This window comes from Allobosea sp. NPDC055353, assembly GCF_053644975.1.
Genome location: NZ_JBSHMC010000001.1, coordinates 1,747,344 through 1,767,661, shown reverse-complemented (window position 1 = coordinate 1,767,661; position 20,318 = coordinate 1,747,344). Strand labels below are relative to the sequence as shown.

The 20,318-nt window shown below is 67.5% G+C and carries 16 protein-coding genes; 10 read left to right on the top strand and 6 right to left on the bottom strand.

The window, feature by feature from the left end; all coding sequences use genetic code 11:
• Positions 1-15: 15 nt before the first annotated feature.
• Positions 16-960, bottom strand: coding sequence for an aspartate carbamoyltransferase catalytic subunit (locus tag ACWIEX_RS08160; protein WP_454032577.1), 945 nt, complete (start codon positions 958-960; stop codon positions 16-18).
• Positions 961-1,099: 139 nt separating this feature from the next.
• On the opposite strand from ACWIEX_RS08160, the gene ACWIEX_RS08155 reads away from it, so the two are divergent.
• The 3 genes from ACWIEX_RS08155 (at position 1,100) to ACWIEX_RS08145 (ending at position 5,413) form a co-directional block, all read left to right on the top strand.
• Positions 1,100-2,224 (top strand): serine hydrolase domain-containing protein, encoded by a 1,125-nt coding sequence (locus ACWIEX_RS08155; protein WP_454032576.1) that lies wholly within the window; start codon positions 1,100-1,102, stop codon positions 2,222-2,224.
• Positions 2,225-2,439: 215 nt separating this feature from the next.
• The gene (topA, locus tag ACWIEX_RS08150; RefSeq protein WP_454032575.1) at positions 2,440-5,136 is read left to right on the top strand and encodes a type I DNA topoisomerase; all 2,697 of its coding nucleotides are present in this window, start codon (positions 2,440-2,442) and stop codon (positions 5,134-5,136) included.
• Between the two features lie 28 nt (positions 5,137-5,164).
• Positions 5,165-5,413 (top strand): hypothetical protein, encoded by a 249-nt coding sequence (locus ACWIEX_RS08145; protein ID WP_454032574.1) that lies wholly within the window; start codon positions 5,165-5,167, stop codon positions 5,411-5,413.
• Positions 5,414-5,651: 238 nt separating this feature from the next.
• On the opposite strand, the gene ACWIEX_RS08140 is transcribed toward ACWIEX_RS08145, so the two are convergent.
• Positions 5,652-6,752 (bottom strand): DUF2778 domain-containing protein, encoded by a 1,101-nt coding sequence (locus ACWIEX_RS08140; RefSeq protein WP_454032573.1) that lies wholly within the window; start codon positions 6,750-6,752, stop codon positions 5,652-5,654.
• Between the two features lie 462 nt (positions 6,753-7,214).
• Here ACWIEX_RS08140 and ACWIEX_RS08135 point away from each other — a divergent pair, with 462 nt between their 5' ends.
• On the top strand, positions 7,215-8,471 hold the full coding sequence (locus tag ACWIEX_RS08135; RefSeq protein WP_162260047.1) for an MFS transporter: 1,257 nt from the start codon (positions 7,215-7,217) through the stop codon (positions 8,469-8,471).
• A 4-nt stretch (positions 8,472-8,475) separates the two neighbouring features.
• Here ACWIEX_RS08135 and ACWIEX_RS08130 read toward each other — a convergent pair whose 3' ends face one another.
• On the bottom strand, positions 8,476-10,806 hold the full coding sequence (locus tag ACWIEX_RS08130; RefSeq protein WP_454032572.1) for a bifunctional salicylyl-CoA 5-hydroxylase/oxidoreductase: 2,331 nt from the start codon (positions 10,804-10,806) through the stop codon (positions 8,476-8,478).
• Positions 10,807-11,045: 239 nt separating this feature from the next.
• Between ACWIEX_RS08130 and ACWIEX_RS08125 the strand changes: the two genes are divergently transcribed.
• The 6 genes from ACWIEX_RS08125 (at position 11,046) to ACWIEX_RS08100 (ending at position 16,543) form a co-directional block, all read left to right on the top strand.
• Entirely contained in the window at positions 11,046-11,801 is a 756-nt protein-coding gene (locus tag ACWIEX_RS08125; protein WP_454032571.1) for an SDR family NAD(P)-dependent oxidoreductase, read from the top strand.
• A gap of 1 nt (position 11,802) precedes the next feature.
• A complete protein-coding gene (locus ACWIEX_RS08120) occupies positions 11,803-12,339 on the top strand; it encodes a MarR family winged helix-turn-helix transcriptional regulator (protein WP_454032570.1) in 537 nt (178 codons plus the stop codon).
• Complete coding sequence (locus tag ACWIEX_RS08115) at positions 12,339-13,175, top strand: enoyl-CoA hydratase family protein (RefSeq protein WP_454032569.1); 837 nt, start codon at positions 12,339-12,341, stop codon at positions 13,173-13,175. The genes ACWIEX_RS08120 and ACWIEX_RS08115 overlap by 1 nt, the downstream gene beginning before the upstream one ends.
• 1 nt (position 13,176) lies before the next feature.
• Positions 13,177-14,385 (top strand): acyl-CoA dehydrogenase family protein, encoded by a 1,209-nt coding sequence (locus tag ACWIEX_RS08110; protein ID WP_454032568.1) that lies wholly within the window; start codon positions 13,177-13,179, stop codon positions 14,383-14,385.
• 62 nt (positions 14,386-14,447) lie between these two features.
• Complete coding sequence (locus ACWIEX_RS08105; RefSeq protein WP_454032567.1) at positions 14,448-16,088, top strand: benzoate-CoA ligase family protein; 1,641 nt, start codon at positions 14,448-14,450, stop codon at positions 16,086-16,088.
• A gap of 47 nt (positions 16,089-16,135) precedes the next feature.
• Positions 16,136-16,543 carry a RidA family protein gene (locus ACWIEX_RS08100; RefSeq protein WP_454032566.1) on the top strand — a complete coding sequence of 136 codons (408 nt, stop codon included), beginning with the start codon at positions 16,136-16,138 and terminating at the stop codon, positions 16,541-16,543.
• A gap of 225 nt (positions 16,544-16,768) precedes the next feature.
• On the opposite strand, the gene ACWIEX_RS08095 is transcribed toward ACWIEX_RS08100, so the two are convergent.
• The 3 genes from ACWIEX_RS08095 to ACWIEX_RS08085 are packed head-to-tail and all read right to left on the bottom strand — an operon-like array spanning position 16,769 to position 20,111.
• Complete coding sequence (locus ACWIEX_RS08095; protein ID WP_454032565.1) at positions 16,769-18,403, bottom strand: sulfate adenylyltransferase subunit 1; 1,635 nt, start codon at positions 18,401-18,403, stop codon at positions 16,769-16,771.
• A complete protein-coding gene (gene cysD, locus ACWIEX_RS08090) occupies positions 18,403-19,305 on the bottom strand; it encodes a sulfate adenylyltransferase subunit CysD (protein WP_454032564.1) in 903 nt (300 codons plus the stop codon). Before cysD ends, ACWIEX_RS08095 begins: the two co-directional genes overlap by 1 nt.
• Positions 19,302-20,111, bottom strand: coding sequence for a phosphoadenylyl-sulfate reductase (locus tag ACWIEX_RS08085; protein ID WP_454032563.1), 810 nt, complete (start codon positions 20,109-20,111; stop codon positions 19,302-19,304). The genes cysD and ACWIEX_RS08085 overlap by 4 nt, the downstream gene beginning before the upstream one ends.
• Between the last annotated feature and the right edge of the window lie 207 nt (positions 20,112-20,318).

The window sequence follows — 20,318 nt, the reverse complement described above, 5'->3', positions numbered from 1 at the left end:
TCGGTCTCTTTACGCTCAGGCATTCGGCAGATGCTGGGCCAGCGCGTCGAGCACCGCCATGCGGACGGCGACGCCCATCTCGACCTGCTCGCGGATCAGCGACTGAGCGCCATCGGCGACAGCGGAGGAAATCTCGACGCCGCGATTCATCGGGCCGGGATGCATCACCAGCGCGTCGGCTTGAGCGCGCTCCAGCTTCTCGTGATCGAGCCCGTAATAGCGGAAATACTCCTTCGGCGAGGGCACGAAGGCGCCGTGCATGCGCTCGAGCTGGAGGCGCAGCATCATCACGATGTCGGCGCCCTCCAACCCCTTGTTCATGTCGGTGAAGACTTCGACGCCCATGCGCTCGATGCCGGCCGGCAGCAGCGTCGTCGGCGCGATCAGCCGGACTTTCGCGCCCAGCGCGTTGAGCAGGATGATGTTGGAGCGGGCGACGCGCGAATGCAGGATGTCGCCGCAGATCGCGACCGTCAGGCCCTGGATGCGGCCCTTGTTGCGGCGGATCGTCAGCGCGTCGAGCAGCGCCTGTGTCGGGTGTTCATGGGCGCCGTCGCCGGCATTGACCACCGAGCAGCCGACCTTGCGGGCGAGCAGGTTGACCGCCCCCGCTGCATGATGGCGCACGACGATGATGTCCGGCCGCATCGCGTTCAGGGTCGCTGCGGTGTCGATCAGCGTCTCGCCCTTCTTCACCGAGGAGGACGCGACGGACATGTTCATCACGTCGGCGCCGAGACGCTTGCCGGCGAGCTCGAAGGAGGCCTGCGTCCGGGTCGAGGGCTCGAAGAACAGGTTGATCTGGGTGCGGCCGCGCAAGGTCGCCGCCTTCTTCTCGACCTGGCGGGAGAGTGCGACGTAGGCCTCGGCCCTGTCCAACAGCGCCTCGATGTCCAGATGGGACAGCCCCTCGATCCCGAGGAGATGGCGGTGCGGATAGAGCGGTGCTGGCGATGTCATTTGAAGCAGGCTGTTTAGGCGCGAGTCGGGTGCGGCGCAAGCTCCTGCCGGCAGGGAGGACACATGTCCTGTGGGTCGTGGAGCTTTTGCGGAAACGGCGCTACCAATCGGCTTTTCCGCCGAGCGTGAGGATGCCGCCTTGTCCAGCCCGACCGACGCCTTCGTTCCCGCCCCTGACGGCGCCCTCTGGCAGACGATCGCGCCCGCCGAGGCCGGCTTCGACGCGGAGAGGCTGAAGGCCGCCGTCGAATTTGCCCGCGAGCAGGAGAGCCCCTGGCCGCGCAGCCTGTACTATCCGGACGGCAGCTATGTCGGGAATGTCGAGTGGAACGAGCGCGGCCCCTGGACCGAGATCGTCGGCCCGGTGCGCGAACGCGGCGGCCCGGCCGGCCTGATCCTGAAGGGCGGGCGCATCGTCGCCGAATGGGGCGACACTGCCCGTACCGACATGACCTTCTCGATCGCCAAGAGCTATCTCGCGGTGCTCGCCGGCATCGCCTTCGACGATGGCCTGATCAAGGATGTCGAGGAGCCGGTCGGCGCGACGGTTTCCGGCCCGGTCTTCGCCGGCGCTCATAACGGCCAGATCACCTGGCGGCACCTGCTGCAGCAGTCGAGCGAGTGGCAGGGCGAGATCTTCGGCAAGTCCGACCAGGTCGACCATAACCGCCAGATCGGCCCCGGCGCCGACAACAGCCGCAAGGGCCAGCGCCGCGACCTCAGGACGCCCGGCAGTTTCTACGAATATAACGATGTGCGCGTGAACGTGCTGAGCTACGCGCTGCTGGAGCGCTTCCGCCGCCCGTTGCCGGAGGTATTGCGCGAGCGGGTGATGGACCCGATCGGCGCCTCGGCGGACTGGGAATGGCAGGGCTACTCCTCATCCTTCACCGAGATCGACGGACGCTCGATCCAGTCGGTGCCGGGCGGCGGCCATTGGGGCGGCGGTCTGTTCATCGGCGCGCGCGACCATGCCCGCTTCGGCCTGCTGATCGGCCGCGAAGGCGACTGGGGCGGCCGGCAGATCCTGTCGCGCGACTGGGTCAGGCGCATGCTGACGCCCTCGCCCACCCTGGCCAATTACGGCTATCTCTGGTGGCTGGCGGCGCGCCCGGGCGTGCCGGCCGCGTCCTTCTCGGCGCTCGGCGCCGGCAGCAACGTGATCTGGGTCGATCCGGAGCAGGACATCGTCGCGGTGCTGCGCTGGATCAACGGCGCCCAGACCGACGGCTTCATCGACCGGCTGGTGGCGGCACGGGGCTGAGGCCCCGCTTGCAAAGCCGGCGATCGCCCCCATGTCTCACCGCTGCATCAGCGGGCCGGCGATCGTCGTTGTCATCCATTCGGGGTTTGACAGAGCCGGCGCGCTGAACCACTTTCGCGCGCAAATCCGAACCGCAGCGGTCTTGCGGGTCGCGGAACCGTCGGTTACGGCCGGTTCCGCGCTCTGATCAAGGCTGTCATCGAGACACAAAAACCATGAAGCTCCTCGTCGTCGAGTCGCCGGCCAAGGCCAAGACGATCAACAAATATCTGGGCTCCGACTACGAGGTCATCGCCTCGTTCGGGCATATCCGCGACCTGCCGGCCAAGGACGGCTCGGTCGAGCCCGACAACGACTTCTCGATGAAATGGGAGATCGAGGGCCGCGGCGCCAAGCAGGTCGCCGAGATCGCGCGCGCCGTGAAGGGCGCCGAGAAGCTGATCCTCGCAACCGACCCGGATCGCGAGGGCGAGGCGATCTCCTGGCATGTGCTGGAGGCGCTGAACCAGAAGAAGGTGCTCAAGGGTATCCCCGTCGAGCGCGTCACCTTCAACGCCGTCACCAAGGACGCCGTGCAGAAGGCGCTGGCCAATCCCCGTGCGATCGACCAGGCGCTGGTCGATGCCTATCTGGCGCGCCGCGCGCTCGACTATCTCGTCGGCTTCACGCTCTCGCCGGTGCTGTGGCGCAAGCTCCCGGGCGCCCGCTCGGCCGGCCGCGTGCAGTCGGTGGCGCTGCGCCTCGTCTGCGACCGCGAGCGCGAGATCGAGGCCTTCCGGGCCCGCGAATACTGGTCCCTGGTCGCGACGCTCGCGACGGAATCGGGCCAGACCTTCGAGGCCCGCCTGGTCGGCGCCGACGGCAAGAAGATCACCCGGCTCGATATCGGCAACGAGGAAGAGGCCAAGGCGTTCAAGGCGGCGCTGGAAACCGCGCTCTTCGCCGTGAGCGAGGTCGAAGCCAAGCCGGTCAAGCGCCATCCGCAGCCGCCGTTCCAGACCTCGACGCTGCAGCAGGAAGCCTCGCGCAAGCTCGGCCTCGCCCCGGCGCGGACGATGCAGCTCGCCCAGCGGCTTTATGAAGGCGTCGATATCGGCGGCGAGACCGTCGGCCTCATCACCTATATGCGTACCGACGGCGTCGACATGGACGGCTCGGCCATCACGGCGGCGCGCAACGTCATCGGCAAGGAGTTCGGCGCGAAATACGTGCCGAACGCGCCGCGCAAATACATGGTCAAGGCCAAGAACGCGCAGGAGGCCCACGAGGCCATCCGCCCGACCGATCTCGCAAGGCTGCCGGCCATGGTCGCGCGCCAGCTCGAGCCGGAGCAGGCCAAGCTCTACGAACTGATCTGGAAGCGCACCATCGCGAGCCAGATGGAATCGGCCGAGATGGAGCGCACCACGGTCGACATCGCGGCCAAGGTCGGCGCCCGCAATCTCGATCTGCGCGCCTCGGGCCAAGTCGTGCTCTTCGACGGCTTCCTGACGCTCTATCAGGAGAGCCGCGACGACGAGGAGGACGAGGATTCCAAGAAGCTGCCGGCGATGAAGGCCGGCGACAAGCTGGAGAAGCGCGCGATCGCCGCCGACCAGCATTTCACCGAGCCGCCGCCGCGCTTCTCGGAAGCGAGCCTGGTCAAGCGCATGGAAGAGCTCGGCATCGGCCGGCCCTCGACCTATGCCGCGACGCTCTCGACTTTGCGCGACCGCGAATATGTCCGCATCGAGAAGAAGCGCCTCGTGCCCGAGGACAAGGGCATGCTGGTGACCTCATTCCTGGAGAGCTTCTTCAAGCGCTATGTCGAGTTCGACTTCACGGCGAATCTCGAGGAGAAGCTCGACCGCGTTTCCAATGCCGAGATCGACTGGAAGGCGCTGCTGCGCGAATTCTGGGAGGAGTTCCAGGCCTCGATCGGCGAGACCAAGGATCTGCGCGTCGGCGACGTGCTGGAGGCGCTGAACGGCATCCTCGGCGAGTATATCTTCCCGCCGAAGGCCGACGGCTCCGATCCGCGGCTGTGCCCGACCTGCGGCAATGGCCAGCTTTCGCTCAAGCTCGGCAAGTTCGGAGCCTTCGTCGGCTGCTCGAACTACCCGGAATGCCGCTACACACGGCCGCTTTCCGTCCCCGCTGCCGATGGCGAGGCCTCGGCCGAGGGTAGCCAGGGCGCGCCGGGCGTGCGCATCCTCGGCACCGACCCGGTGACGAACCTTGAAGTCACGCTGCGCGACGGCCGCTTCGGCCCCTATATCCAGCTCGGCGAGGGCGAGAAGCCGAAGCGCTCCAGCCTGCCGAAGGGCCTGAGCCCGTCGAGCGTCACGCTGGACAAGGCCTTGGCGCTCCTATCCCTGCCACGCGAAGTGGCGCGGCATCCCGAGAGCGGCGAGCCGATCCTCGTCGGCATCGGGCGCTTCGGGCCTTATGTCCAGCACGGCAAGGTCTACGCCAATATCGACAAGGACGACGACGTGCTCGAGCTCGGCGCCAACCGCGCCATCGACCTGATCGTCGCCAAGGAGGCCGGCGGCGGGCGCGGCGGCCGGGCGGCGACGCCAGGCCGGGCGCTGGGCGACCATCCTGCCGGCGGCGCTCTGGAGGTGAAGGCCGGGAAGTACGGTCCCTATGTCGCCTGGGGCAAGATCTTCGCGACCCTGCCCAAGACCATGGCGGCCGAGAGCATCACGCTGGAACAGGCGATCGAGCTGGCAAACGCCAAGGCCGAGGCCAAGGGCGGCAAGGGCAAGCCGAAGGCCGCCAGCGGTGCAGCCAAGGCCAAGGCTCCCGCAAAGAAGGCTCCGGCCAAGAAGGCTGCTGCAAAGAAGGCGCCTGCGAAGAAGGCCGCGGCCAAGACAGCGGCCGAGCCGGACGCAGCCGAGAAGAAGGCGCCGAAAGCCGCGCGCGGCTGACGGCGCCGCGCCTCACGGAGAAGCCTGGATGCGGCTCGCGAGCTGGCTCCTGATCGGAGGCGGGGCGGTTCTCTGTCTCGTCGCCTTCGCGGGCTGGGCCGGGCTCAATCTCTTCGCCTGCGGCCTGCATGCGGGCGGCTGCAGCGTCTCCCGCTTCCGCTTTCGCTGGGAGGATACCGAAGCGCTGATGGTCTTCGTCCCGCCCTTCGCGCTGGGCTGCGTCCTGGCCGCGACCGGGATCGCACTGCGGATCGCCGGGCGTCGGAAGCAGCCATGAGGCCTGCGACATGAGGCCTGCTACTGGATCGCCTTGATCACGCCCTTTGTCATTCCGGGGCGCGCCGCAGGTGCGAACCCGGAAGCCACGACCGGGTGAGACATGAGGTGTTCGGTTGCGAGCGGCTCGCCCGGTCGTGGGTTCCGGGTTCTTCGCTCCGCGAAGCCCCGGAATGACAAAGGGGTCCACGCGACGTCAGCGGCCAGGTGCCAAAAGCACCTCGCCTGGAGGGTTGCCCTCAGAGGCTCGCGACTACGACGATGCGCTTCACCTCGCCGCGCAGGAAGGCCTGCAGGAAGCGATCGTAATCCTTGAAGGAAATACAGCCGTTCGAGTCGCCGCGCGGGCCGAGCAGATAGGTATGGGCGAGCAACCCGGCGCGGCCGTGGATCGCGCCGCTGCCGCCCACCGGGTTCAGGCGAATGGCGCGCACGCCGTGGAACAGGGCCTCGCGCTCGGTCAGGGTGTAAGTGTGCGGCGGGGTGACGCCCTTCATCCGGACATGGGCGTAGCGGACATCGTCCATCATCTCGCCGAGGCCTGAATGAGCCTCCAGTCGCTCGCCATTCGGCAGATAGACCATCTTGGCCGCGATATCGTAGATCGCGGTGCCGGCCTCGGCGGTGCGTGTGGGGGTGCCGGCCGAGGGGCTGAGGCGGGTGATGCGGCCACGATCGATGATGTCATCCTGCGGCGCGGCATAGGCTAGCGCGGTCCCGGCCGGCTCCTGCTGCTTCTGCACGCCGAAGAGCTTCTCGAAGAAGCTGCGGTTGTCCCCGGGCGTCGGCGCGGCGGCGGCTGTCCGGTTGCGACGCGAGTTGGTCGGCTGGGCGACGCGCGGCTGGGCTTGCTGCGGCTGGAGCTGCTGCGGACCGGCCTTCGGCAGCAGATCCAAGGGGCGCGGCACCGGCATGGGTGCAGCCTTCTCCGCCAGCGTGACCGGGGGCTGCGGCGGCAGCGGCAAGACGGGCTCCGCGGGAGCGACAACGGCGAGCGACGAGGATGGCGGCATCGGGGCCGCCGGCTGGAACGCGGAGCGGACGGGAGCGCCCTGCACGAAGGACGCACCCTTGCCGCCCGACAGGGAGGGGTCGAGCAACCCGCTATAGGCTGGCGCCTGCTGCTGCGCGACATGACCAGCCGATCCCTTATGGGCGACTGCGGCGGGCATCTTCTCCGCATCGGGGCCGGGCGCGCCCTGCCCCAGCATCCAGAAGCCGGACATGGCGCCGCCGCTCAGGGCGAGCGCGAGGAGAAGCCCCTTCAGCAAGGGCCTGCGGCGACGACGCGGCCGCACATAGGGCGCGCCACCTTCCCGCACATAGGTCGCATAGGTCATCCGCCGCACTCTCGATACGCTTACGCCACGCCCGGCGACCGCAGGCACAGCACGGCCGCACGCGCCTCGACCAAGGGAGGCGCGGCGCGCATCGCGGTGTGACAGGACATGCCGGGAGAACCCAAACTTCGTTCCGTATCGATAAGGCGCTGCCTTGGTTAATCGCCGGTGAACCGGATCGATAATTTTTCGCGGTTCGCGCGCGGCGGAACAGGAGCCCGGCGCGCGCCTCCAAGGCCACGCGAAGACGGCGCGATCGCGGCCGGACGATGGAGGAAGAAAGACGGGATTTTTTCGCGACCCGCCCCGATTGGCCCATTTTTTCGGGCGAGGCTGCAAATCCAACCTATTTCTCACCAACCGGCCTTCGAATCGGATATGTCGCAAGCATCGCAACCGCAGGAGTTGCAGCCGCCGGAATTGCAGGATTCCGTGGCCGCTGCGCCGGAGGCCGGGACCGCCGTGAGCCAGCCAGCCGAGCCCCGGACGAGTTCCGTCGCAGCGCTCGGCGCGATCGTCAGCGGGGCGCTGATCCTGCAGATCGCCTCGACCATCGTGAACACGGTCGTGCCGCTCAAGATGGCGCTGGAGCAGAAGGCGCCGCTGCTGATCGGCCTCGTCGGCTCGGCCTATTCCGTCGGCTTCCTCGCCGGCTGCTTCGTCATCCCCGCCTTCATCCGCCGTGTCGGCCATATCCGCGCCTTCGGCGTCTTCGCGGCGCTGCAGGCGGTGCTGACAATCAGCTTCGCGCTCACGTCGCTCGATTTCTGGGGCATCTCACGGCTCGGCATGGGCTTTGCCGGCGCGGGCCACGCGATCTGCATCGAAAGCTGGATCAGTGGCCAGGCCAAGGCGGGCCAGCGCGGGCGCCTGTTCGGCTTCTACCAGATCCTCAACCGCCTGGCGCTGATCGGCTCGCAGATCGGTGTCGGCTATGTCTCGCTGCAATCGCACGATGTCTTCCTGCTGGCGAGCGCGACCTTCTCGATCGCGCTGATCCCGGTCGGCATGACCCGCGCCAAGGGGCCTGAATCGGGCGAGGTCGTCTCGGTCCGGCTCAACACGATGTGGCAATACGCGCCAGCTTCCGTGATCGGCTGCCTCTATGTCGGGCTGATGGGCGGCGCGCTGACCAATATCGCACCGGCCTACGGCATCCTGATCGGCCTCGATCAGGCCTGGGCGATCCTGCTGACCGCCGGCATCCAGATCGGCGCGCTCGTGCTGCAATGGCCGCTCGGGCTGCTGGCGGACCGTGTCGAAAGCCGCAAGATCATGCTGACCGCCACCGTCTCGGTCGTGCTCTGCTCGCTGGCGCTCGGCGTCGTGCTCTGGCTCTCCGTGCCTCATACGCGCTTCTGGCTGTTCGGGCTTTTCGCCCTGATCGGCGCGGGCGCGATGCCGATCTACACGGTCGCTGTCGCGCATGCCTATTTCCGGCTCGGCCGCGAACGCGCGCTCGGCCTCTCCGCGCAACTGCTCTTCCTCTGGGCGACCGGCTCGGCGATCGGCCCCCTGGTCGCCGCCGCCTTTATGCAGACGGTCGGGCCGAACGGCCTCCTGGCCTATCTCGGCCTGCTCTCGGCGGCGGCTGCGGCCTATCTCGCCTTCCGGCTGCGGCGCAACCCGCCTTCAGCCAGCCCGTTCGGCGAACGCCCGGCCACCGCGCCGACGATCCCGGAGGTTTCACCTTCCGGGCGTTCGCAGGGCGCAAAATAGAGTCTCAGGCCTCGATGACCGGCGCGTGGCGGCTGGGTTTAGCTTTGAGCTTCAGCGTTTTGAGCTCCTCGCGCTCGCGCGGGGTGTTGCGCATGAGCTGGTCCTTGCCGGGCTGGTATTGCACGGGCTGGGCGAGATCGACGCCGTACCAGGCCGCCGCGCGCAGCACGAAGGACGGATCGGCCAGATGCGGACGCCCGAGCGCAACGAGATCGGCGCGGCCGGCCGCGATGATCGTGTTGACCTGATCGACTGTCGTGATGTTGCCGACGCACATGGTCGCGACCTCGGCCTCGTTGCGGATGCGATCCGAGAACGGCGTCTGGAACATGCGGCCATAGACCGGACGCGATTCCCGGGCGGTCTGGCCGGTCGAGACGTCGACGAGGTCGCAGCCTTCCGCGGCGAAAGCCTCGGCGATCGCGACGGAATCCGCCGCCGAGAGGCCGCCCTCCGCCCAGTCCGTCGCGGAGATGCGTACCGAGATCGGCTTTTCGCGCGGCCACGCCTCGCGCAGTGCCCGGAAGATTTCCAGCGGATAGCGCAGGCGGTTCGCGACCGAGCCGCCATACTCGTCCGTGCGCCTGTTGGTCAGCGGCGAGAGGAAGCTCGCCAGCAGATAGCCATGGGCGCAGTGCAGCTCCAGCATGTCGAAGCCGGCGCGCTCGCCGCGTACGGCTGACGCAACGAACTCCGCCTTGACCCGATCCATGTCGGCGCGTGTCATCGCGCGCGGCACCTGGCTTTCCGGGTAGTATGGCAGCGGCGAGGCCGAGACGATCGGCCAGGCGCCCTCCGACAAGGGCTTGTCCATGCCCTCCCACATCAGCCTGGTCGCGCCCTTGCGGCCGGCATGGCCGAGCTGAAGGCAGATCTTCGCCGCCGAATGGGCGTGGACGAAACCGACGATCCGCGTCCAGGCGGCTTCCTGCGCGTCGTTCCACAGGCCCGTGCAGCCGGGCGTGATGCGGGCATCGGGCGCGACGCAGGTCATCTCGGTAAAGATCAGGCCGGGGCCGCCGATGGCACGCGAGCCGTAATGCATCAGGTGCCAATCATCAGGCAGGCCGTCCTGCGCCGAGTACTGGCACATCGGCGAGAGCGTCATGCGATTCTCGATCCGCATCTCGCGCAGCTTGAAGGGCTGGAAGGCGGGCGGGACCGGCGAGCCGTCCTTGCGCCGCTTCGCCACGTCGCCCAGGCCGTCGGCGACGAGCCTGTCGACGGCTTCAACCATCTCCGGCGCGCGCAGGGCCAGATTGTCATAGGTGATGGCCTTGGAGCGGGTCATCAGGCCGAAGGCGAACCGCAAAGGCTCGAAACCCCAGAAACGCTTCAATTCCTCGAACCAGACCAGCGAGACGTCGGCCGCGTGCTGGGTCTTCTCGACTTCCTCGCGGCGCTGCGTCTCGAACAGCTTCAAGCCCGCCGTGACGTCGAGCTTCGCCTGCCCCATCGCCCTGTGCAGGGCGATGGCGTCCTCCATCGCGAGCTTGGTGCCGGAGCCGATCGAGAAATGCGCCGTCGCCTTGGCATCGCCGATCAGCACGACGTTCTCGACCACCCAGTTGCGGCAGCGGATCATCGGGAAATTGCGCCAGAGCGAGCGGTTGGTGATGAGCTTGTGGCCTTCCAGCTCCTCGGCGAAGACGCCTTCGAGGAAGGCGGCCGACTGGGCCTCGTCCATCGCGCCGAGGCCCGCCTTCGCAAAGGTCTCGGGGTCGGTCTCCAGCACCCAGGTCGAGCGGCCGGCCTCGTACTGGTAGCAATGCGCGATGAAGACCCCGTGCTCCGTCTGCTTGAAGAAGAAGGTGAAGGCGTCGAAGGGGCGGGTCGAGCCCATCCAGGTGAAATGGTTGGGGCGCAGGTCGGTCTGCGGCTGGAAGCGCTCGCGCCAGTTCTCGCGGATGCGGCTATTGATGCCGTCAGCGCCGACGACGAGATCGTAATCGCGCTTCAGTACTTCGATATCGGCGATCTCCTCGCCGAAATGCAGGTCGACGCCAAGCTCGCGTGCCCTCGCCTGCACCAGCATCAGCAGCGAGCGGCGCGAGCAGCCGCAGAAGCCGTTGCCGGGCACGCGGAAGGTATCGCCCTTGAAGTGGATCTCGATGTCGTCCCAGTAGGCGAAATTGTCCCGGATCGCGGCATAGCTCTGCGCATCCGCCGCCTTGAACGTATCGAGCGTCTGGTCGGAGAAGACGACGCCGAAGCCGAACGTGTCGTCCGGCTGGTTGCGCTCGAAGACGTCGACCGTCAGTTCCGGCCAATCCCGCTTCATCAGCAGCGCGAAATAGAGCCCCGCCGGCCCTCCGCCCACGACAGCGATACGCATCGACGCCTCCATCCGGGAACCGGGTCGATCCGGCTTGAGAAATTATTTTAAGCCTGAAATGTTTTTGGCCTCAAGTGGCATTTGCGATATTTCCGCCGGGGCAGCACCATACGATCCGATCAACCCCCTTCACTCCGCGCCATTTTGCGTTGCGGGATACCCTGGTACAGGGCCCCGATCAGGTCGCTTGCAAATTCCTTCAGACTTAAAATATATTTGCCGCCGGAGGTCGAGCGGTCATGACACTGCAGGGACAGCGTGCACTGGTAACGGGCGGCGGACGCGGCATCGGCCGGGCCATCGCCGCCGGGCTGACGACAGCCGGAGCCCAGGTCAGCATCCTCGGGCGCGACGAGGCAACGCTGCGGGAGGCCGTCGCCGCTGGAGTCGCCGCCGATTTCGCGGCCTGTGACGTGCGCGACGAAGCCTCGGTTTCCGCGGCGCTCGGCCAACTACCGCGTGAGCAGGCTTTCGATATCGCCATCGCCAATGCCGGCGCGGTCGAGACCGGGCCGTTCCTGCGCAGCGACGGCGAGCGCTTCCGCCGGATGCTCGACATCAACCTGATCGGCACCGTGAACCTGTTCCATGCCGCGCTCCCGGCCATGCTGGAGCATCGCCGCGGCCGCCTGATCGCCATCGCCTCGACGGCCGGACACCGTGGCTACCCCTATGTCAGCGCCTATACGGCGGCGAAACATGCCGTGGTCGGGCTGGTGAAGTCGCTGGCGCTGGAGACGGCGCGCTCCGGCGTCACCGTCAACGCCGTCTGCCCCGGCTATGCCGATACCGACATGGCGACCGCCAGCATCGACAATGTCGCCAGCAAGACCGGCAAGAGCCGCGAAGAGGCGCTGGCGGCGATGATCAAGGACAATCCGCAGGGCCGCCTGATCGCCCCGGACGAGGTCGCAGCCGCAGTGCTCTATCTGTGCGGGCCCGGCAGCGACGCCGTCACCGGCCAGTCACTCATGATCAATGGCGGGGAGTTCTGAGATGGAAACGCCCTCCTCTTCCCTGATCCTCGACCGTGAGACGAAAGCGAGCGAGCGCCCCGGCGACCACAAGGACGAATTGCGCCTCTGGCTGCGGATGCTGACCTGCTCGACCCTGATCGAGACCGAGATCCGCAACCGCCTGCGCGAGGAATTCAAGACCACGCTGCCGCGCTTCGACCTGATGGCGCAACTCGACAAGACCGCGGTCGGCATGACCGTCGGCGAGGTCTCGCAGCGCCTGATGGTCTCGAACGGCAATGTCACCGCCGTCGTCGCGGGACTCATAACCGACGGGCTCGTCGACAAGCGCTCCGCCCCGCAGGACCGGCGGGTGCAGATCCTCACCCTGACGGCACAGGGCCGCAAGGTCTTCCGCGCCATGGCCGAGCGCCACGAAGACTGGATCGCCGAATTGTTCGCCGGGCTCGACCAGCCCGCCATCGCGCAGCTTTTTCGGCTGCTCGGAGAGACCAAGACCTCGCTGCATCGCGCCATCGCGGGGCGGACCGGCGAAGCCGCCAAGGGAGACGCCTGATGGCAGAGATCGCCAATGCCACGACCTTGCCGCTGGCGGGCTTCACGCCGCAGCATTTCAGCCTCTCGGTTTCCGGCAAGGTCGCCACGGTGACGCTGAACCGGCCTGAGAAAAAGAATCCGCTGACCTTCGCAAGCTACCGCGAACTCACGGATTTCTTCCTCGCCGCGCAGAAGGAGGAGGACGTCAAGGCAATCGTCGTCACCGGCGCCGGCGGCAATTTCTCCTCGGGCGGCGATGTCTTCGAGATCATCGGGCCGCTGGTCGCGATGGAGACCAAGGACCTGCTCAGGTTCACCCGGATGACCGGCGAACTGGTCAAGGCGATGCGCGCCTGCCCGCAACCGATCGTCGCGGCGATCGACGGCGTCTGCGCCGGCGCCGGCGCCATCGTCGCCATGGCGTCCGACCTCAGGCTCGGCACGGCCGGCAGCAAGATCGCCTTCCTGTTCAACCGCGTCGGGCTTGCCGGCTGCGACATGGGCGCCTGCGCGATGCTGCCGCGCATCATCGGCCAGGGCCGCGCGGCCGAGCTGCTCTATACCGGTCGCGTCCTCAAGGGCGAGGAAGCCGAGCGCTGGGGTTTCCTCAACCGCATCTGCGCGCCTGAGACCGTGCTGGCGGAGGCGCAGACGCTCGCCACCGAGCTGGCTGACGGCCCGACCTTCGCCAATGCCATGACCAAGCGCATGCTCGAAATGGAATGGGCAATGTCGGTCGAGAGCGCGATCGAGGCGGAAGCCGTGGCGCAGGCGCTCTGCATGCAGACCGAGGACTTTTCCCGCGCCTATCACGCCTTCGCCAACAAGCAGAAGCCGGTCTTCGAGGGCAACTGAGATGGGCAGCGCTTCTCCTCTCGGCCTCGACATCCTCGGCGACACGCTGGACTGGCCGTTCTTCGAGGAGAGCCACCGCGCCTTCGCCGCCGAGCTTTCCGGCTGGGCCGATTCCTATCTCGCCGACCTGCCGCACGACGATGTCGACGAGGCTTGCCGGGCGCGCGTCGCGGCTTTGGGTGCGGCCGGCTTCCTGAAGGCCACCGTGCCGGCCGCCTATGGCGGGCTGACGAACAAGCTCGATGTCCGCACGCTCTGTCTCGCCCGCGAAATCCTGGCGGCGCATGACGGGCTCGCCGATTTCGCCTTTGCCATGCAGGGGCTCGGCACGGGCTCAATCAGTATAGCCGGCTCCGAGGCGATGAAGCGGCGCATCCTGCCGGATGTCGCGTCCGGCAGGCACATCGCCGCGTTCGCTCTTTCCGAGAAGGAGGCTGGCTCCGATGTCGCCGCCATGGCGACGACCGCGACCCCGGATGGCAATACCCATGTCCGCATCGACGGCGAGAAGAGCTGGATCTCGAATGGCGGCATCGCCGACCATTACGTCGTCTTCGTCCGGACGGGCGAGGCGCCGGGGGCGCGCGGGCTCTCCGCCTTCCTGGTCGAGGCCGATACGCCGGGCCTGACGTTTCCCGAGCGCATCGAAGTCATCGCGCCGCATCCGCTGGCGACCCTGCGCTTCGAGGGCTGCCGCGTGCCGCTCGATAACCGCATCGGCGGGCCGGGTGACGGCTTCAAGGTCGCGATGGCGACGCTCGACATCTTCCGCTCGACCGTCGGCGCCGCCGCGCTCGGCTTCGCCAGGCGGGCGCTGCACGAGACGCTTGAGCACGCCAACGGCCGCAAGCTCTTCGGCGGCACGCTCGGCGATCTCCAGCTCTCGCAGGCGGCCATCGCCGACAGCGCTGCCGAGGTCGATGCCGCTGCCCTCCTCGTCTATCGCGCCGCCTGGACCAAGGATCGCGGCGCGCCCCGCATCACCCGCGAGGCGGCACTCGCCAAGCTCGTCGCGACCGAGAACGCGCAGAAGGTGATCGACCGGGCGGTCCAGATTCATGGCGGGCTTGGCGTCACCAAGGGCGTCAAGGTCGAGGAATTGTACCGGGAAATCCGGGCGCTGCGCATCTACGAGGGCGCCTCGGAAGTCCAGAAGGTCGTGATCGCGCGCGACCTACTCAAGACACATGCCGGAAGAGCAGATCGTTAGAGGCGGATTCACCGGTCAGGCCGAGGGGACCTGATCGGATCCGGCTCTTGCAGGGGAATGCCATGACAGCAACCGGATTCGCGAGATCGGGTCATCAGGACAGCTTCGCGCGGGACAACCTGCCGCCGCGCGAAAGCTGGCCCGATCTGAGGCTGGAAGAGGCGGGGCTCACCTATCCCGACCGGCTGAACTGCGTCGCGGAATTGCTCGACCGGCACATTGCCGAAGGTCGCGGCGGGCGCACGGCCGTGATCGCCAGCGACCTGCACTGGAGCTATGCCGACCTCACCGAGGTGGTGAACCGCATCGCCAATGTGCTGACCCGTGACCTCGGGATGGTCAGCGGCAACCGCGTGCTGCTGCGCGCCGGCAATACGCCGATGATGGTCGCTGCTTATCTCGCCGTCATCAAGGCCGGTGGCGTCGCGGTCGCGACCATGCCGATGCTGCGCGCCGGCGAGCTCGCCTATCCCCTGCACAAGGCCAGGATCGCGCTCGCGCTCTGCGACCATCGCCTCACGGCCGAGTTGGAGACCGCCAGGGTGCAAGCGCCGGAGCTCGCCCGCATCGTCGCCTTCGGCGGCGCAGGAGGCGAACTCGAAGCTCTGATGGCGCAGCCCGGCTACGAGGATTTCACGGCAGTCGACACGGCGCGTGACGATGTCTGCCTGATCGCCTTCACCTCCGGCACCACCGGCGAGCCCAAGGGCACGATGCATTTCCACCAGGACATGCTGGCGATCTGCGACTGCTATGGCGCCCGCGTGCTGAAGGCGTCGCCGGAGGATCGCTTCACGGGCTCGCCGCCGCTCGCCTTCACCTTCGGGCTCGGCGGGCTCGTGCTCTTCCCGATGCGGATCGGCGCGGCCATGGTGCTGCCCGAGAAGGCCGGCCCGGCCGACCTGATCGACGCGATCGAGCGCCACAAGGTCAGCGTCGTCTTCACCGCACCGACAGCCTATCGCGCCATGCTCGACAAGCTCGACGGGCGCGACATCTCTTCGCTCAACATCTGTGTCTCAGCCGGCGAAGCCCTGCCCAAGGCGACCTTTGACGCCTGGCAGGCGCGGACCGGCATGCCCCTGCTCGACGGCATCGGCGCGACCGAGATGCTGCATATCTTCATCGGGGCGCCACGCGGAGCGATCCGGCCGGGCTCGACCGGGATTCCGGTGCCGGGCTACGAGGCGAAGATCGTCGATGCCGAAGGGCGCGACGTGCCCGACGGTACGCCCGGGCGCCTCGCCGTGCGCGGCCCGACCGGCTGCCGCTATCTCTCCGACCCGCGCCAGGCGGTCTATGTCCTCGACGGCTGGAACATCACCGGCGATACCTATCTGCGCGATGCGGACGGTTATTTCTGGTACCAGGCCCGCTCCGACGACATGATCGTCTCCGCTGGCTATAATATCGCGGGCCCCGAGGTCGAAGCCTGCCTGCTGACGCATGAAGCCGTGGCCGAATGCGGCGTGGTCGGCGCGCCCTGCCCCGAGCGCGGTCAGATCGTGAAGGCCTATGTCGTGCTGCGCGAGGGTGTCACTGGCGACGCAGCGCTGGTCAAGACGCTGCAGGAGCATGTGAAAGCCGGCATCGCGCCCTACAAATACCCGCGCGCCATCGAATTCGTCGTCGCCCTGCCGAAGACAGCGACCGGCAAGCTGCAACGCTTCGCCTTGCGCCAGATGGCGCAGGGCGAGGCCTGATTTTTCCGTCGACAGAGCCTGAACGGCCGAAACCGAGGCGATACGCCATGTCCGACCTTCCGCAGTCCCGCGCCATCCTGCCCGAAGGCTGGCCGCAGCCGCGCGGCTACGCCAACGGCATGGTGGCGGAAGGCCGCGTGCTGGTGACCGGCGGGCTCGTCGGCTGGGATGCCGAGGGCGTCTTCGCCGAGGGCTTCATCGGCCAATTGCGCCAGACCTTCCTCAACATCAGGGCGGTGGTCGAGGCCGGCGGCGGGCGTGTCGAGGATATCGTGCGCCTGACCTGGTACGTCACGGATATCGCGACCTATCGCGCCAGCCTCAAGGAAATGGGGCCGGCCTATCGCGAGGTCTTCGGCCGGCATTTCCCGGCGATGGCGGTAGTCGCGGTGACGGCGCTGGTCGAGCCGGAGGCTCTGCTGGAGATCGAGGCGACGGCGGTGGTCGCAGGGTAGCGTGCACTTGCCGAGATAAAGCCGGAGCCCTGGTTGTCATTCCGGGGCTTCGCCCTCGGGTCCGACCTTCGGTCGGCCCAAGGATAAACTCCGCGAAGAACCCGAAACCCACGACGGGGCGAGCCGCCAGCAGCCGGGTGTTGAATGTCTCACCCCGTCGTGGGTTCCGGGTTCACGCCTGCGGCGTGCCCCGGAATGACAAAGGGAGAGGAAGACCGGCCGTCGTCAGATCCCCGCGCCGTCCTGCAACGCCCCGACCGGCGCCTTGCGCCAGAGCCGCATATGCAGCGCCCGCAAGCCCGGCCGCAACAGGATGTCACCGAAGGCTAGCGCCAGGGACGCTGCCGCATTGGCCGTCAGCACGAAGGCCGCCGCGAACAGCCCAGCCGTGCTCAGGACGCGCCAGCTCACGCCGGCCAACCAGGCCCGGCGGTCCGGCGTACCGCGCCGGCCGACGATACGGACGACGCCGCGCTTCGCCCGCGCGAGCGCCCCGCCATCGCCCAGGCCCTGCTGGACAGTCCCCTCGGCCGGCTCGACGAAGCCGAAGGCCACCGTCTCGTTGCTGACCCGGTCGATGAGGATGAAGCCGCCGAGTTCGTGGCTGCGGGCATAAGGCAGCGAGACCAGCGGCCGGTCGAGCCGGAGCGTGACGAGGCCGATGCCGTTCATGCCCAGGCTCTGCGCCGGCAACGGCTGGAAGCCCTCGATATCGATGCTGTGATGCAGCGCCTCGATCGTGGCATTGGCGCTCTGCGTGGCGAGCTTCACCAGGAACTGGCCGCCTTCGAGCATGGCGCGCTCGCCGGTCCAGAGCAGGCGCGCTTTGAGACCACGGCTCACCGGAAGTGCCGAGCCTGCTGCAACGATGACGTCGCCGCGCGAGATGTCGATATCATCCTCCAGCGTCACCGTCGCGGCCTGCCCGGCGGCGATCTGGCTGGCCTCGCCCGCAGCGCCGATCAGCCTTGCGATGCGGCTGGTGCGGCCCGACGGCAGCGCCACCACGGGATCCCCGACGCGGGCGCGGCCGGCAACGGGCGTGCCGGCATAGCCGCGGAAGTCGAGATCGGGCCGGTTGACCCATTGCACCGGCAAAACGAAGCCCTCATCGGTCGGCGCGGCGCGCGTAATCGCGACGCTTTCGAGATAGGGCAGCAGCGCCGGGCCGTCATGCCAGGGCATCAACGCCGACGGGCGCATGACGTTCTCGCCGTCGCGGGCCGAGACCGGGATGAACCGGATCGAGGCGAAGCCGAGGTTTTGCACCGCCGCGCGATAGTCATTCGCGATCCGCTCGAAGACGGCGGCGTCATAGCCGACGAGGTCCATCTTGTTGATGGCGACGACGACATGACGGACGCCGACCAGCGAGACGATGAAGGAATGGCGCCGCGTCTGCGGCAGCAGGCCCTTGCGGGCGTCGACGAGGATGATCGCGAGATCGGCGGTGGAGGCACCCGTCGCCATGTTGCGGGTGTACTGCTCGTGGCCGGGCGTGTCGGCGACGATGAAGCTGCGCGTCTGCGTCGCGAAATAGCGATAGGCGACGTCGATGGTGATGCCCTGCTCGCGCTCGGCCGAGAGACCGTCGACCAGCAGCGCGAAATCGGGCGCTTCGCCTTGGGTTCCGAACTTGCGGGAATCGCTGTCGAGGGCGCTGAGCTGGTCGTCGAAGACCGCACCGGCCTCATAGAGCATGCGGCCGATCAAGGTCGACTTGCCGTCGTCGACCGAGCCGCAAGTGATGAAGCGCAGCAGCGAATGCTGGCCGGTTTCGGATGATGCCGGGGCATCGTTGGCCGGAAGCGGCGCCTGCACCGGTTTCGGTGCCTTCTTCTTGGCGAGCGCGAAGCCCATCAGAAATAGCCTTCCTGCTTCTTCTGCTCCATCGAGCCGGATCCGTCATGGTCGATGACGCGGCCCTCCCGCTCGGAGGATCGCGACGAGCGCATCTCGGCGATGATGTCGGTGAGGTTCGCCGCCTCGCTCTCGACGGCACCGGTCAGCGGGTAGCAGCCCAGCGTCCGGAAGCGGACCATGCGGGTCTCGATCGTCTCGCCGGGGAGGAGCTCCATGCGCTCGTCGTCGCGCATGATCCAGGCGCCGTCGCGCCGGACGACCGGGCGCGGCGCGGCGAAATAGAGCGGCACGACCGGGATGTTCTCCAGCGCGATGTAGTCCCAGACGTCGCGCTCGGTCCAATTGGAGAGCGGAAACACGCGAAAGCTCTCGCCGCGATGCTTGCGGGTGTTGAAGAGCTGCCAGGGCTCCGGGCGCTGGTTCTTCGGGTCCCAGCGATGCTCCGGGCTCCGCAGCGAAAAGACGCGCTCCTTGGCCCGGCTCTTCTCCTCGTCGCGGCGCGCACCGCCGAAGGCGGCATCGAACTTGTGGAGATCGAGCGCCTGCTTCAGCCCTTGCGTCTTCATCACATCAGTATGGACGCGCGAGCCGGAGGCGAAGGGATTGATGCCGGCCTCGACGCCCTCGCGGTTGATATGGACGATGAGGTCGAGCCCAAGGCGCTTCGCCGTCTCGTCGCGGAAGGCGATCATCTCGCGGAACTTCCAGGTCGTGTCGACATGGAGCAGCAGGAAAGGCGGCTTGGCCGGATAGAACGCCTTCATCACGAGATGCAGCAGCACGGCGGAGTCCTTGCCGATCGAATAGAGCAGCACCGGCTTGTCGCAGGTCGCGACGACCTCGCGGATGATGAAGATCGCCTCCGCCTCGAGCTTCTGGAGGTGGCTGAGCTGGATCATTGGCGCACTTCCGCAGCCGAGAGGGTGGCGCGCGCCGGCTTTCCGTCCTGCCCGACATGCAGGCCGCATTCCTTGGCCGCATCATCCTCCCACCACCAGCGCCCGGCCCGCTCAGGCTCGCCGGGGCGGATGGCGCGGGTGCAGGGCTGGCAGCCGATCGAGACGAAGCCCTGCGCATGCAGCGGGTTGAGCGGCACGCCGTTCTCCTGTGCGAAGGCGAGCGCGCGCTCGCGCGTCCAGTCGATCAGCGGGCTCGCCTTGACGAGGCCACGGGCCGCATCAGCCTCCGCCAGCTTCACCCCGCCGCGTGCGGCCGATTGGTCGGCACGCAGGCCGGTCAGCCAGGTGGAGGCACCGGCGAGCGCCCGGCCGAGCGGCTCGACCTTGCGGATGTCGCAGCAGGATTTGCGGGCATCGCGCGAGGCATAGAAGCCGTTGATGCCGTTCTGGCGGACATGGAGCTCGAGCGTGTCATGGCGCGGGTAATACGGGCGGATCAGGATGCCGTAGCGTTCCTCGGTCTCCTGCCAGAGGGCGTAGACCTCGGGAAAGAGCCGGCCGGTATCGAGCGTGGCGAAGGTGACCGGCAGCTTCGCCGCCGCGATGAAATGGGTGAGGACTTGATCTTCGAGGCCGAAGGAGGTGGTGAAGACCACACGCCCATTCGCTTCCGCGACGATGCCAGAAACGCGCGCGGGAACGTTCGCCTTGCCGAACGCCACATCGAGCGCGGCTGCACGACGTGCCAGCAGCGCCTCTGCCGGCGTTTTTGCTGTGGGTTCGTCCGAGCCGAAGCCGTTCGCCATGATCGTGGCCGCCTGTTCGGTAAATCGAACAAACCACTTATACCCATGGCGGCAAAGGTTCAATTTACAGCAGGTAGCGTGTTTTTTCTTATTTCACTTCTATTGGAGAAATTTGTTTTGACGGATGCTTCGGGGGCTTTTCGGGAGGGAGCCACTGCCTTGCTCCCCTCTGCCGTCATCCCGGACAAGCCGCAAAGCGGCGCCGAT